Here is a 15,671-nt window from a genome sequence, read left to right as displayed (position 1 = left end):
TTAGTTCACCTCATTTTTTAATTCTTTTAACGATACTGAAAAGACTTGCGAAACGCCAGACTCTTGCATCACAACGCCATATAATTGGTCCGCTCGCTCCATTGTACCGCGCCGGTGCGTAATCACAATAAATTGTGTATGCATGTCGTATTTTTTCAAAAATTGTGCAAATCGGGTCACGTTCGCATCGTCCAAGGCAGCTTCGACCTCGTCCAAAACGCAAAATGGCACCGGCTTAACCTTCAGCATCGCAAATAATAATGTAATGGCCGTCAATGCCCGTTCACCACCGGACAACAGACTTAAGCGCTGCAACTTTTTGCCAGGTGGCTGCGCAATAATTTCAACCCCCGTCGTTAACAAGTCATCAGGATCGGTTAAAACCAGCTTTGCATTGCCGCCGTCAAAAACAACTGGGAACAGTTCCTTAAAGCTCTTGGCAACCGCAGTAAAAGTCTTACTGAAACGATTGCCAACTTCCTTGTCTAATTCAGTCATTGACTGGCGCAAATTATCTCGCGCCTTAAGCAAGTCGTTCTGCTGATTATTGAGAAAATCATAACGCGTTTTAACTTCTTCATATTCGTCAATTGACTTTAAGTTAACTGGACCAATATCCTCAAGCGTCATGCGGTGCAATTTAACTTCTTTTTGCAATTGCTCACGCGTTTGTTGCGTATTTTCACCCTCAGCATGGGCCAATGCAGCCTCATAAGTCAATGAATAATCTTTATTCAAAGTTTCAAGTCGTTGGTCAATTTTACTGCTAAACTGGGCAATCTTAACCGAAAGGCCTTCTTGCTCACTTGCCGCATCCTTACGTAAATCATAATTGCGGCTGGCAACTTGGTCCAATTGATTAATTTGCGCATCAAATTGCCCGAGCTGCGAACTCAGTGTATTCAACTCTTCTTGCAGTTTAGCCTTTTGCTTAATACCAGTTGCATTTTCTTGGTGCAATTCCTGCTTTTTCTGCTGGTCGAGCTGACCATTATGTTCCAGATCAGTAAGTTTGGTTGTCAGCGTCTCAACTTGTTTTTGCTGGTCAGTTAATTCTTGCTGATTTGTCTTTTGTTGACCAGCCAAATTTTCTAATTTGTTAGTATAAACCGCAATCTGTGGATCAAGTTCAGCCAACTTATCTTGGACTTTTTGGTTTAACGTTGCAAAGTTCTTAATTCGCTCCTGAAGCTGGCTAATCTGCTCTTTTTGCTCAGCAATTTTTGTCACAAAATCGGCTTTTTGCTGCTCAGCCTGCTTAATCTTCGCCGTTAACGACGCAATTTGCTTGTCTCGCTCTTCTCTGCGAGATTCAAACAGTTGGTTGGCAGCTTTTAGGCGGTCAACCTCTTTTTCTTGGTTTTGATAAGAAAGGACAGCTTCGCCCAAATCGCGACTAACTTCCTGCAATTTCTGTTTAACTTCAGACAATTGCTGCGTTAATTCTTCGTCTTGCTTAACTAGCGTTGCTAAATCTGTCTGGTCAATAGTTAAACCTTCTTTTAATTGCGCGATTTTTTGTTTAAGCTGCGTTAATTCAGCAGCAGTTTGCAAAGGCGAATTATTCTTTTGGTTGCGGACACCACCAGTCATTGAACCGCCGGGCGAGATAATATCGCCGTCTAAGGTAACAATTCGGTAGCGGCCAATGCGACGCGAAATTTGCAAAGCATTATCAATCGTATCGACAATCACCGTACTCCCAAGCAGGTAATTAATCGCCGGACTAATATCTTCGCTACTGGAACTTTGCACCAAATCACTGGCAATCCCCTGATAACCAGCAAACGACTGCAAACTGCGAACGGTTGAAGCAGGAATTGAATACTGCCGTAAGCCATCTAATGGTAAAAACGTGGCTCGACCAGCATGACGCTGCTTTAACTGATTAATCGCATCTCGAGCATCTGAACGCGTCGCCGCTACTAAGTCTTGCACGCCACCGCCAAGTGCCGTCGCCATTGCGGCTTCTAGCTCTGCCGGAAATGAAATCAACTCACCAATTGCCCCAATAATTCCGTGATAGTCAGCCAGATTGTTTAAAACATTGCGAACACCATAATAGTAACCCTCATGACGTTTGCGAATATTTTCCAATGCTTCATATCTTGCACTTACTTGATTCAGCCGGTGAGTATTTTCAGTAACAGTTTGTCGTAAACCATTTAAGTTTGCTTGGACATCTTCCTGCTTAGACATTAATGTAGCAGCCTGCTGCTGCTCTTTTGTCCGCTTTTCCTTAAGTACTGTGCCTTCTGACTTTAGCCGATCCAATTCTGCTCTTGACTTCGTTAATTCGGTTGTCACATCAATATTTTGATAACTACTGTCATCACGCGTTCTTTTTAATTCAGAATTGAGATAAACAATTTCATTATTATTGGAAGTTTGATCTTGTAATAACTGGATATAATCAGAGCGTAGATCGTCTAATTTTTGATTTAAGTTAGCGGGATTTTCGTTTAATTCCGCAGTTAAATCCGAGCGCTGATCTTGCAGTTTCTGCTGCTGATTAATTAGCGCTGTCTTTTGCTCAGCCAGATTTTTACCATCAGCCTGAAGCTGGACAACCTGGGCTTTTAAATCGCTTAATTCAGCCTGATATTCTTTCTTAGTGGCTTCGCTATATTGCTTGCTTTGCTCCGCAATCTGCAAGTTGGCGTTTAAATCCGACAGTTTTTTAGTTAATGCGAGTAAATCGGCCTGCACCTGCTCACGCTGGTCGCTTAATTGCTTGTATTCATTGCGCTTAGTTGTGACCGCACTTTGAGATTCCTTAACTTCGCAATCAAGCTTAGACAGCAGAACCTGATTTTTGTCAGCTTTTTGTTGCACCTGGGCTTTTTGCTTATCCAAATCCGCAATTTCAAAGGCCAACAAGGTTTTTAACTTTTGATCAAGCCCCTGCTTTTGAAATTGGTACTCCTTAGCTAATGAACTCTGTTCATGCAGCGGCTCAATCCGTTGCTCCAGTTCCTTAACCAAATCATTAATTCTAACCAAGTTGTCTGTCGTCCGTTCAAGCTGCAGGCTAGCAGCTTCCTTTTGCTTCTTAAAGTGAAGTACCCCAGCAGCTTCTTCAAACAGCACTCGCCGTGCTTCTGGACGCGAATTTAGTATTTGGTCTACTCGTCCCTGAGAGATAATCGCTAAACTATCTTGCGAAATTCCAGAATCCAAAAAAAGTGCGCGAACATCGCGCTGTCTAACTGAATGCTTGTTAATCAAGTATTCATTATCACCTGAAAGCAAAATTCGCCGCGTTACCGTCACTTGGTCGGCGTCAAAATGCAGCTCGCGTTTCTGATTGTCAAAAACCATCGTCACTTCTGCGTGATTGGCACTCTTACGAAATTCACTTCCGGCAAAAATAACATCTTTCATATTAGAACCACGCAGCGACTTCGCCCGTGATTCACCCATTACCCACCGAATGGCTTCAGTAATATTACTTTTCCCACTACCATTGGGGCCGACAATGCCAGTAATCCCAGCATCAAATTCAATCCTAGTCTTTTCTGCAAAAGATTTAAAACCGTCAATTATTAGTTCTTTTAATGGCACAAGCGACCCCCTAGCTTCTCTTGGCTAAGGCAGCCTGTGCCGCGTCCTGCTCTGCAGCCTTCTTATTATGACCTACACCTTGGGACACAACTTTGCCATTAACCCGCAATTGTACCGTAAAACGAGAAGGCAGCTGTTCCTCCTTAATTACCTGATATTCAATCTTAACCGGGCCATCTTGCTGCAAGAATTCCTGCAGGTCGGTCTTGTAATCTCGTGATGCATCAAACTTACCAGCATCAATTAATGGATAAACAGTTAAATGAAGAAAGTGTTCAACTGCATTCATGCCTTGATCAAGGAAAAGCGCACCATTGAAGGCCTCAAACACGTCTTCAAGCAATGTCTTGCGTGAACGTGCACCGGCTTTTTCTTCACCATGACCTAAATTAATTTCAGCTGGAAAGCCAAACTTCTTGGCAAATTCGGCGAAGCCTTCAGTATCAACAATGTTAGACCTCATCCGTGTTAATTCACCCTCATTTAATTCGGTAAAATGACGGTACAAGTAATCAGAAATCGCCAGTTCCAATACCGCATCCCCCAAAAACTCCAGCTTTTCATAATCGCGAACTCCATCCTGCGGGTGTTCATTAGCGTACGAAGAATGCGTGAATGCTTCTTCCAATAATTGGGGATTGTTAAACTTGATTTTATATTTGTCATTTAATTGATTAACAAATTTCGTGCTTACCATCTTCTCAGCTCCTTTATTCTTTGATTATACCAGTTTTTGCGCGATAAAATGCAATTCCAGCGATAAGTTATCCTTAAAATACACAAAAAGCACAAGGTTCCTTTAACCATGTGCTTTTCGCTATATTTATACTAAAAGGATTTTCAATTATGTTAGTTATTTGGCATAACCAATGTCAAACCAAATGTGGTGGTCATTGTTCATATGCGATGGCTTATAGGAGTAGCCAGTAATTTTATCATTGACAGCATCAATTTGATATGAATTAACTGTTGGTACAACATAGGCTTGATCAACCATATACTTCTGCCATTCATGGAACTTCTGTACTCGGTACTTGTGGTTAAAGGCCTTTTGTGAGTCCATTTCTTGCAAGAGTTTATTATTCTCTGGGGTAACAAATCTTGAGTAGTTTGACATTGTACCTTCACTGTACATTTGTTGTTGTGAAGGTTCATCTGATAAGGTCCAACCAGCAATAAACATGTCAACACCTGGATCGTCATGTTGAACCTTGTCGTAGAATGAGTTGAACTCAGTCAATCTACCGCCAACCAATTTTACGTTCAAGCCAATCTTATTCCATTGTTGAATGTAGTTTTGATCAATTGGTTGTTGAATTGCATTACCTGACATTGCCAAAAAATGAATAGTTAATGGCTTACCATTTGGTTGGACACGCCATTTGCCCTTCTTCTTGTAGCCAGCTTTATCCAAAATTTGGTTAGCTTTCTTAATATTATAAGTGTAACCCTTAATACTCTTGTCATAGTAATCGCCAAACGGTGATGGAATCAAAGTTGGGATTTGGAAACTCAAACCATCAGTATAGTGCTTATAAACTGAATCTGTATTCATTGCATAAGCCATAGCCTGACGCAAAGCCTTATTATTCATTTTGGCTTTAGGATTCATGACATTCTTAGATTTCTTAGCATCCCACTTACCAACTTTGAAGGCTAAGTAGTTGTATTGTAGCGGAATTTTAGCAACAAAGTTAACACTCTTAGTATCTTTAACTTGCTTCCACTGACTGTTAATAACTTGAATAATGTCAAATTTATGACTCTTAATTGCTTGTGAAGCGGAGTTAGGAGAAACAACTTGATAAATAACCTTATCTAGTTTTGGTTTACCACGCCAGTAATACTTGTTTGGTACCCAAGTTACAGATTGACCACGAACAATCTTTTGCACCTTATATGGTCCAAAGAAGATTGGATTCTTTCTCAATTGATCGGAAGATTCCAACTTCTTAAATGGAACATTCTTTAAATAATGATACGGAGCTGCATCTTCCCAAATATAACCATTACCTGTATATGCCATACCTGGCTTCAATTCAGTACAATGTAAGACAACTTTTCTACCATTTTCGCCATCTGGCATTTCAATACCAGAAATTGTCTTGGCCTTACCCTCGTGATATTCCTTCATACCTTTAATAACATTAAATTGGTCGGAATATCTTTGTGAGTTCGTATCTTTATTAGCAATAATTTCATAAGCAAATTCAACATCTTTTGCTGTAACTTGTTTGCCGTCAGACCATTTAACGCCCTTCTTGATTGTGATCGTTGCAGTATTAGCTTTACGATCTAATCTTAAAATTGCTGGTCCTTTATCATTAATTTTGTAGTTATCATCAACATAAAACAATGATTCTTGACCAGGAGAAGAAACATCAGCACTTGGCTGGTCCATTTGTAATTCTTCATTAAAAACACCTGTAAATGGTGTGTCAGTTTCTTCAGCAATCTTAATGGTTCCACCTTGCTTAACTGCCTTAGCTGGCGTTGCAATTGGAAACTTATTTGCCGTCTTAGCACCACTATTATCATCGGTGTTGCTCTTACCACAAGCTACTAATGTTAAAGCAGCTGCTGTAACTACTCCAACCGAGCTTAAAAATTTGCCTTTTTTCATAATAAGCTACCCTTCCTTATTATCATTTAACATTTTTTCGAAACAAGCTAATACTTAAATCCTACCATGATTAATTAAAAAATCAACATATTAATTAATTTAAATTTAATAAGCTATTCGAAATCACACTAAAAAAACTTGAGATTTTACTCTCAAGTTTTTAAAAAGCGTTATTTTATTTGATAAAACCAACTTGCCACCATAATTGGTGGCCATTAGTGTTTTGTGAAGGCTTCAATGAATAACCGGTAATCCTATCATTTACAGCATATACCTGATACTTATTATCTTCAGGAATGATAAATGCCTGGTCGTTCATGTACTCTTGCCATTCGTGGAACTTTTGCACACGATATTTATGGTTGAATGACTTAGTTGAGTCAATTTCATCCATTAATTTATTATTTTCTGGTGTCACAAAACGTGAATAATTCATCGGTGTTGTTTCACTATACATAATATTAGGCGATGGCTCACTTGCTAAACTCCAACCAGCTTCAAACATGTCAACACTTGGATCATCGTGCTGTAATTTATCTTCAAACGAGTTAAATTCTGTTAGACGTCCACCAAGCAATTTAACATTTAGACCAATCTTGTGCCATTGTTGAATATAATTTTGCTCAATTGGCTCTTGAGTAGAATCACCTTGGCGAGCCATATAGTTAATCACTAACGGCTTGCCATTTGGTTGAACACGCCATTTGCCCTTCTTCTTATATCCAGCCTTGTCCAAAATTGCATTGGCCCTCTTTAAGTTATATGAGTAACCCTTAGCATTCTTATCAAAGTAATCACCAAATTGTGCTGGAATTAGGGTTGGTACACGGAAGCTCAAGCCTTCAGTGTAACGCTTATCAACGGCATCAACGTTCATGGCATAACCAATTGCTTGCCGCAAAGCCTTATTATTCATCTTAGCCTTCGGGTTCATGACGTTCTTGCCTTTTTTGGCATCCCATTTACCAACCCTAAAGCCAATATAATTATATTGCAGCGGAATTTGCGCCACGAAGTTTACATTCTTAGTATCTTTAACTTGGTCCCATTGGGTGTTAATTGCTTGAATGACATCAAATTTATGATCCTTAATTGACTGTGAAGTTGAGTTAGAAGAAATAACTGAAATCACAATTTTATTTAACTTCGGAGTGCCACGCCAATAATACTTGTTTGGTACCCAAGTTACAGATTCACCACGAACTAACTTAGCTAGCTTAAACGGTCCAAAGTATAGTGGGTGCTTTCTAATCTTGTCTGAAGATTGTAACTTATCAAACGGCACGTCTTTTAGGTAATGGTATGGTGCCACATATTCCCAGAAGTAGCCGTTACCACTATTGGTCATTCCTGGCTTCATTTGTTTGAAATGAATAATAATTTGGCGACCATTTTCACCGTCTGGCATTTCAATACCACTAATCGTCTTTGCCTGACCATCGTGATATTCCTTCATACCTTCAATGTTTTCTAATTGACTGCTGTAACGTTGTGCTGCGGTCTTTTTGTTAGCCAAGATTTCGTATGAATATTCCATATCCTTAGCCGTTACTTGTTTACCGTCAGACCATTTAACGCCCTTTTTCACAGTGATTGTTGCGGTCTTAACTTTAACATTTAATTTTAAAGTTGCTGGACCCTTATCATTAATTTTAAAATTATCATCGGTGTCAAATAGCTCTTCTTCACCAGGTTGAGAAACCTCGGAGTCAACAGAAGTGGTAGATAATTCATCTGAAAAAATACCAGTAAATGGTGTATCAGTTCTAACAGCGACCTTTAAAGTACCACCTTGTCTAGCAGCTTTACTTGGTACTGATGCAGAAAACTTATCAACCGAATTTACGTTTTGATTACTACCGCCGTTGTTACTCTTACCACAAGCTACCAAGGTTAATGCAGCTGCCGTAACAACTCCAATTGAACTAAGTATTTTGGACTTTTTCATATAATAATTACCCCTATCCATTCTATTTATATTTAAGTGTAATTGGAATAAGTTAATACTTAAATTTTAACATATGCAAACAGCAATTCGGATAATTTTATTATAATTTAATTTAATTATTATAGTTTACTCATAGATAGTTTTGCTTTTTTAAGTAAGAAAAAAGCCTTACTCTTTAAAGTAAAGCTTTTAATTAAATTAATTTTCACGTTGACGAGCGTCCCCTGCACGTTGCAAGGCACGGCCAACATAGTTAATACTTAAAGAAATCATCAGCAGTAAAATTGTCGCTGGTAACCACAACCACGGCCGGTTAACAACGTTAACTGGATCGTTAGCAAACCCAATCAACGTACCAAGTGACGGCGTTGTTGTTGGCAAACCATAGCCAATAAACGATAGTGTTGTTTCGACACCAATGTTACCGGCAATTGTCAATACAACATCAATAATAATCATTGACGTAATGTTTGGTAAAACTTCTCTAAACATAATTTTCAAGTCAGACGAACCCGAAGTTTTAGAAGCTAGGACGTAATCCCGTTCACGCTGTGACAAAATGAAGGCACGGAAGTAACGCGCCGTTGAAGTCCACGCAAAGATGGAAATAATCCAGACCAAATTAACCGCATTGTAGTTAGGAATAACAGTTACAAGAACAATCATAATTGGCCATCTTGGCAAAACCTGGATGAAGTCAACAATTCTCATTATGATTGAATCAATATAACCACCGTAATAGCCTGAAACTAGTCCAACTAATAAGCCGACAATTTCAACAACTGCAGTAACTGCCAGACCAATCATAATTGAGTTACGACCACCCATCATGAGCAGCTTTAAAATGTCACGACCACCGTCATCAGTACCAAAGATATGACCATTTTGACCCCAGCCATAATAGGCATCGACAATATTAATTTCTGTAACTTGTGACTTATGTAGAAACAGTGAGCCACCAAAGGTAAACAATAAAATCAGAACGATAATAATCGCAGCAGTAAAAGCTACTTTATCATGTCTAATTTCGTGCATTGCAACCTTAAATCCAGATGCAGGAGCTGGGCGTGATGCTTTTTGGTCTTTTTGTAATTTTTCTTTATTTTTAGCCATTTTACTCTCGCCCCCTACTTAATCCGAATTCTTGGGTCAACAATACTCATGATAATATCTGAGAGCAAGTTACCTAATAAAGTTAAAATACCAAAAATCAAAATTAATGCAGTCAGCGTCGTATAATCACGTTGAGAAATTGAATCCAAGAAGAGTTTCCCCATTCCTGGGTAACTAAAGACAGATTCAATAATCATTGAACCACTTAATAGACCGGTAATTACCGTTCCGAAGTTAGAGGCAATCGGCAATAATGAGTTACGCAAAATATGCTTGTTGAAGACAACGTTTTCTGGAACACCCTTACTGTGTGCTGTTCGAACATAATCCTCAACCTTGTTATCGACGATACCCGTACGCAAATACTGAACAATACCAGTGGTTGTAACGAGCGCTGTCAGAATTGCTGGTAGCAGCATATGGTAGAATTGACTGCCAATTACCCCCCAGAAGCCCGATGCATTAGCCGAAACTGAACCTGAAATTGGGAACCAACCTAATGTGAAGCCGAATAGCCAAATAGCTAAAATGTAAAAGACAAACGGCGGCACCGCATAGGTAACATAGTTAAAGATTTCAACTGCTTGGTCTTGCCATTCATCTTGATGACGGCCAGCGGTAATTCCCATTGGAATTGAAATTGCATAAGTAATAATCGTTGATAATAATGACAACCAGAAGGTATTAACCGCACGGTCAGCAATTAAAGAAACAACCGGCACGTGTTGGATATAACTCGTACCAAGATCGCCCCGGAACAAGTTACCAACCCAACGACCATATTGAACTGGAATTGGATCATTCAAACCCGCTGCCTGCTTTAAAGCAGCTAACTGCTTGGGATCGGTGTTGGGGTTAATTTGGCCACTAAATGGGTCACCAGGCATCATTTTAGCCAAAACAAAGACTAAAAAACTCAAGATAATAATTTGCGGAATCATAACCAAAAAACGTCTCAGAATTGTTTTCCACATTTTTAGTCACTCTCCTTTTCTTGATTTACTTGTTCTGGCGGCAAGGCAACAAAATGCTTGCCAGATACATGTTGTAATGGATAAACACGACCGTCTTTATCGTACCAAGCACTCTGGTCATTTTGAAATTCTTGTTCAACCCGATTACGTTCCTTCTTGTGTTCCTCACGGTGTTCAACATCAACCTTAGGAATTGCAGAAAGCAGCCGCTTGGTATAAATATGAATTGGATTATTATAAATATCCTCACGGGTACCAATTTCAACTAAACGACCACGGTGCATGATTGCCAAGTTCTCAGACATGTGCTTAACAACACCCAAGTCGTGTGAAATAAACAGATATGCAATATTATATTGCTGCTGAATATGCTTCATGAAGTTTAAAACCTGAGCCTGAACCGACAAGTCCAAAGCGCTGGTAGGTTCATCTGCTACAATCAGCCTTGGATTTGTCGCTACCGCACGGGCAACCCCAATTCTCTGTCTTTGACCACCGGAAAATTCATGCGGATATTTATAAATCGCATCACTAGGCATCCCAACAATATCAAGCAGTTCCTGCACACGGTCACGTTCTTGATCAGTAGTTAAGTTTTCGAAGTTACGGATTGGTTCTGCAATAATATCTTCAATTCTTTTACGCGGGTTCAAACTAGACATTGAATCCTGGAAAATCATCTGAACATCTTTATTGTAGTTCAACTGACGTCTATTCTTAGCTTTAGTAATGTCAACGCCTTTATAAATAATCTGACCGCTAGTAACGGGTTCAACCCCAACAATTGCCTTACCAGTAGTTGATTTACCAGAACCAGATTCACCAATTAAGCCGTAAGTTTCACCCTCATTAATTGTAATGCTGATATCATCAACGGCACGCACATAATCAGTAATTCTGTTCCAAAAGCCACTCCGAATTGGATAGTGAACTTTTAGGTTTTTTACTTGAATAATTTCTTTAGCCATAAATTACTCCCCACTTACTGCAGCATCTTGATCTTGGAAGTGGAATGTCTTCCAGCATATACATCTGACCCAGTGTCCAGGTTCGACTTCATGCATAGTTGGATTTTCTTCGTGGTCACTCTCAGGAATCCACGGGATTCTCGGAGCAAACCGATCACCTGTTCTCGGCATATTTTGCAATGACGGAACAGTCCCTTGGATAACATGCAAATCTTCGCTTTCATCATCTGATTGCGGCATTGAGTTCAATAAAGAACGGGTATATGGGTGCAACGGATGACTAAAAATTGTTTTAACATCAGCCTTTTCAACAATCTGACCACCATACATTACGGCAACTTCATCAGCTGTTTCAGCAACAACGCCAAGGTCGTGCGTAATCAAAATAATTCCAGAATGTGATTGCTTTTGAATATCTTCGAGTAAATCCAGAATTTGCGCCTGAATCGTTACGTCAAGTGCAGTAGTCGGTTCGTCGGCAATGATGATTTCCGGCTTACATGCAACTGCCATTGCAATCACAACCCGTTGACGCAACCCACCTGATAATTCATGTGGGTACATTGAGTACATTTCCTCAGGTTTAGGCATCCCAACTTGATTAAATAACTCAATAACGCGTTCATGACGCGCCTTTTCGTTCATATCAGTGTGGTAATACAAGGTTTCAGCTACCTGATCGCCAACTCTCATTAACGGATTAAGACTTGCCAATGGATCTTGAAAAATCATTCCGATCTTATTACCACGAATCTTGTTAAACAGAGCTTCGTTCAAACCCACCAAGTTCAATTCGTTATAGAGAATATCACCAGTTACTTTTGTGTTTTTATGGTCGTACAAGCCAATAATGCTTGCAGCAATTGTACTCTTACCACAACCAGACTCACCTACAACTGATAAAATTTCGTCACGCTTCAGAGTAATATTTATATCATCAGCAGCATCATAAAATTTCCCATGTAGACGGTATGCAGTATGCAAATGCTGGATATCTAGCAAGAGATCACTTTGTTTTTCCAAAGGTCATTTCCCCTCTCAATTTTTGCGAAAATTTATTAGAGATATTTAATAAATTTATTTAATTTCTAATTATATACATCAAGTTAGCTTCATGCAAATATCAAACTGAATTTTTAGAAATTAATTTTGGTGTGCAGCCACGTAATTAACGGCATCACCGACTGTTTTAATTTTTTCGGCATCTTCATCAGAAATCTCGGCGCCAAATTCATCTTCAAGCTGCAAAATGAATTCAACTAAATCGATGGAATCAGCGTCCAAGTCACTGGTAAAGTTAGTATCGTTAGTAATTTTGTCTTTATCTACTTCAAAATTTTCGGCTAAAATACTGCTAATTTTTGAAAAAATTTGTTCTTCTGTCATTATTTGTTTCTCCTTATTGTTCTTAATTATACCTTAATTAATTATTCAGCAGCGGAAAATTCTGCTTTAAATTCATCAATAATTTTTTCTTCCAAGATTTTATCAATCTGCTTAAGTGTAAAATAGATAGCTCTTTGACCAGAACGACCATGAGTCTTAACAACTGGCGCATTCACACCAAGTAAGACGGCACCACCATATTTTGCCGTATCAAATTTTGAAATTAATCCTTTCAGCGCATTTTTAATCAATAATGCCCCAACTTTTGCTTTCAGGCCATTATTTAAGAGGCTGTCTTTAAGTAAATGAATTAACACGCTAGAGGTACCCTCGATATTTTTTAAGACGGCATTGCCGGTAAAACCATCGGTAGCAACCACATCGGCATTGCCTTCAAGTAATTCATTGCCCTCAATGTTACCAACAAAATTTAGCTTGCTATCAAGAAGCAGCTGATAAGCGGCCTGATGAACGTCGTCACCCTTGTCGCTTTCGGCACCGTTATTTAAGAGGGCGACACGAGGATTATTAATTCCGCGCACCTTTTCGGCATAATAAGCAGCCATCTTAGCCCATGCCAAAATGTATTCGGGCTTGGTCTTAGCATTAGCACCAACATCAATCATGTTGAAGCCATCGTCAGAATTTTTCACTGGCAAGGTTGGCATTAAGCCGGGCCGCGCAATACCTTTAATTCGGCCAATAATAAAAATCCCGCAAGATAAGAGTGCCCCGGTGTTACCCAATGATAGCAAGGCATCAGCTTTGCCCTCTTTAACATAGCGCGCAGCTACTACCAATGAAGAATCCTTTTTACTGCGAATTGCCTTTACCGGTTCATCTTCATCCTTGATAATTTCAGTCGTCGCAACAACTTCAACTCGGTCTTTATCGGAACCGATCAATTTGTTGATTTTTTTTGCATCACCAAACAAAATAAATTTCGTTTGGGTTAACTCTGCTTTGGCCTGTAAAACAGCCTTAACGATTGCTTCGGGTGCGTTTTCGCCGCCCATCGCATCTATTGCAATTGTTCTCATTATTATCACAATCTTTTCTATGTTCTCTCTTGCTGCAGCTGCTTGTAATCAAGCACCTGTTTTAAAGTCTGATGAGCAGCAGCGGTCAATTCCGGATCCTGTTCAACTAAGGATTTAGCCACATTCTGTGCCACAACCAGAGTTTCATAATTATTAACGACATTGCCAACCTGAAATTCAGGCAAACCTGATTGAGCCTTACCAAACAAGTCGCCTTCGCCCCGCATTTTTAAATCTTCCTCAGCTAGTTTAAAACCATCAGTTGTTGAAGAAATAATCTGCATCCGAGCTTTTCCCGCGTCAGTTTTAGGGTCAGCCATGAAAATACAGTAGCTTTGCGTCTGACCTCGGCCAATTCGACCACGCAGCTGGTGCAACTGACTGATGCCGAAGCGATCAGCATTGTAAATAATCATCATATTGGCGTTAGCAACATCGACACCAACCTCAATTACACTTGTCGCAACCAAAATATTGATTTTACCAGCCGCAAATTCAGTCATAATCTCATCTTTTTTGGTACCCGGCATCTGGCCATGCAGCAGCACAACCTGCTGGTTAGGAAAATCATGACTGAGCTTAGCATGTAACTGCTCTGCGTTTTTTAAATCGACTGCCTCAGACTCAGTAATCAGCGGCGTAACCGCATAAATCTGGAAGCCTTGTTCAAGCTGCTGGCGCATCAACTGGTATACCTCATCCATTTGGCTGCTGGTCTTCCAAGCAGAAATAATCTGCTTGCGACCTGCTGGCAGGTGGCGAATTTCCGATACCGTTGTTTCACCATAAACTGTTAAGGCTAACGTTCGCGGAATTGGTGTTGCCGTCATTGCCAAAATGTCGGGACTGGGACCTTTGTTGATCAATGCTTGCCGCTGACTAACGCCAAAGCGGTGTTGCTCGTCAATAATTACCAAGCCTAATTTTTTAAAGATCACCTTGGATTGAATCAAGGCGTGCGTTCCAATTACAACGTTAATTGTGCCATCAGTTAGTTCGCGGTAAATTTCGCGCCGCTCCAATGTTTTAGTTGTTCCCGTCAATAAGGCAACCCGCACGCCAAGTGGTCTAAGCAGCTCGTCGATTTTTTTAAAATGTTGCGTTGCCAAAATTTCGGTTGGCACCATCAAGGCTGCCTGATAGCCGGCAGTTACCGCCGCAAAAATCGCATAAACGGCCACGACCGTCTTACCCGAACCGACATCCCCTTGAAGCAGTCTTTGCATTTGCCTTGAGGAATGTAAATCCGCAAAAATTTCGTTAACCACCTGTTTTTGATCAGCCGAAAGCTCAAATGGCAGCAATGTGGTTAATTTGGCAACTTCTGCCAAATCATATTTTTTAGGAATTCCCTGATGCTTGGCATTGCCATGAGCAAGCTGGGCTAATTCCGTTTGAAAAATGAAAAATTCACGAAAAATTGCACTTCTTTTGGCCAACTCTGCCTCACGGCCATTTTTGGGATGGTGCATTTTAACGACAATTTCTTGTTCCGACAATAAACGGTATTTTTGCCTGATTGCCTCAGGAACCACGTCTTCAACCAGCGGTAAATAATCGGTTAACGCCAAATTAATTAGTTCAACCAATTTTTTCTGGCGTAAATGTCGATTAACCGGATAAATTGGCGCCATCCCGCTGTCGTGTTCCTTAGCAGCAACAAACTTGAAGCCAGATAGACTTTGCCGCGCCACCGCATATTTACCATAAACAGCTACTTCTTTGCCAATTTCGATTTTGTCCTTTAACCATGGTTGGTTAAAAAAATTGACCATGACAATATCATGGTCAATCCATATTTTAAAACTAAGCCGGCTCTTTTTATAACCAAAACGGCTAACAAAAGCTTCTGTAGCCACAATCCCTTTTAACATTACCTTCTGGCCATCCATGATCTGGTCAAGAGGCATTGTTTGCAGTTCATCATAGCGAAACGGAAAATAAAATAGTAAGTCATAGATACTATAAATGCCTAAACTGCCTAATGCAGCTGCCGTTTTAGTACCGACCCCTTTTAAATCTGTTACCGGAGCAAATAATGCTTGTGTATTCATC

Annotated in this window: 11 protein-coding genes; all 11 read right to left on the bottom strand. The window is 40.0% G+C overall.

Annotated features, from left to right (window positions below; translation table 11 throughout):
* On the bottom strand, positions 1-3,564 hold the full coding sequence (smc, locus tag PT287_RS06555; RefSeq protein WP_277133613.1) for a chromosome segregation protein SMC: 3,564 nt from the start codon (positions 3,562-3,564) through the stop codon (positions 1-3).
* A 10-nt stretch (positions 3,565-3,574) separates the two neighbouring features.
* Complete coding sequence (gene rnc, locus PT287_RS06550) at positions 3,575-4,261, bottom strand: ribonuclease III (protein WP_277133611.1); 687 nt, start codon at positions 4,259-4,261, stop codon at positions 3,575-3,577.
* A 156-nt stretch (positions 4,262-4,417) separates the two neighbouring features.
* The gene (locus PT287_RS06545) at positions 4,418-6,187 is read right to left on the bottom strand and encodes an oligopeptide ABC transporter substrate-binding protein (RefSeq protein WP_277133609.1); all 1,770 of its coding nucleotides are present in this window, start codon (positions 6,185-6,187) and stop codon (positions 4,418-4,420) included.
* Between the two features lie 175 nt (positions 6,188-6,362).
* On the bottom strand, positions 6,363-8,135 hold the full coding sequence (locus PT287_RS06540; protein ID WP_277133607.1) for an oligopeptide ABC transporter substrate-binding protein: 1,773 nt from the start codon (positions 8,133-8,135) through the stop codon (positions 6,363-6,365).
* A 198-nt stretch (positions 8,136-8,333) separates the two neighbouring features.
* Positions 8,334-9,248 (bottom strand): ABC transporter permease, encoded by a 915-nt coding sequence (locus PT287_RS06535; protein ID WP_277133606.1) that lies wholly within the window; start codon positions 9,246-9,248, stop codon positions 8,334-8,336.
* A gap of 14 nt (positions 9,249-9,262) precedes the next feature.
* Positions 9,263-10,222 (bottom strand): oligopeptide ABC transporter permease, encoded by a 960-nt coding sequence (opp4B, locus tag PT287_RS06530; protein WP_277133605.1) that lies wholly within the window; start codon positions 10,220-10,222, stop codon positions 9,263-9,265.
* Positions 10,223-10,224: 2 nt separating this feature from the next.
* Positions 10,225-11,190 (bottom strand): ATP-binding cassette domain-containing protein, encoded by a 966-nt coding sequence (locus PT287_RS06525; RefSeq protein WP_277133604.1) that lies wholly within the window; start codon positions 11,188-11,190, stop codon positions 10,225-10,227.
* A gap of 3 nt (positions 11,191-11,193) precedes the next feature.
* Positions 11,194-12,213, bottom strand: a complete 1,020-nt coding sequence (locus PT287_RS06520) for an ABC transporter ATP-binding protein (RefSeq protein ID WP_277133603.1) — start codon at positions 12,211-12,213, stop codon at positions 11,194-11,196.
* Positions 12,214-12,333: 120 nt separating this feature from the next.
* A complete protein-coding gene (acpP, locus tag PT287_RS06515) occupies positions 12,334-12,576 on the bottom strand; it encodes an acyl carrier protein (protein WP_277133602.1) in 243 nt (80 codons plus the stop codon).
* A 41-nt stretch (positions 12,577-12,617) separates the two neighbouring features.
* Complete coding sequence (gene plsX, locus PT287_RS06510; RefSeq protein WP_277133601.1) at positions 12,618-13,616, bottom strand: phosphate acyltransferase PlsX; 999 nt, start codon at positions 13,614-13,616, stop codon at positions 12,618-12,620.
* A gap of 17 nt (positions 13,617-13,633) precedes the next feature.
* Entirely contained in the window at positions 13,634-15,670 is a 2,037-nt protein-coding gene (recG, locus tag PT287_RS06505) for an ATP-dependent DNA helicase RecG (RefSeq protein WP_277133600.1), read from the bottom strand.
* Between the last annotated feature and the right edge of the window lies 1 nt (position 15,671).

The organism is Lactobacillus sp. ESL0679 (genome assembly GCF_029433515.1).
Taxonomy (GTDB): Bacteria; Bacillota; Bacilli; order Lactobacillales; family Lactobacillaceae; genus Lactobacillus.
Note: the sequence above shows the minus strand (reverse complement) of the source record. Positions and strands in the feature narration are given on the sequence as shown.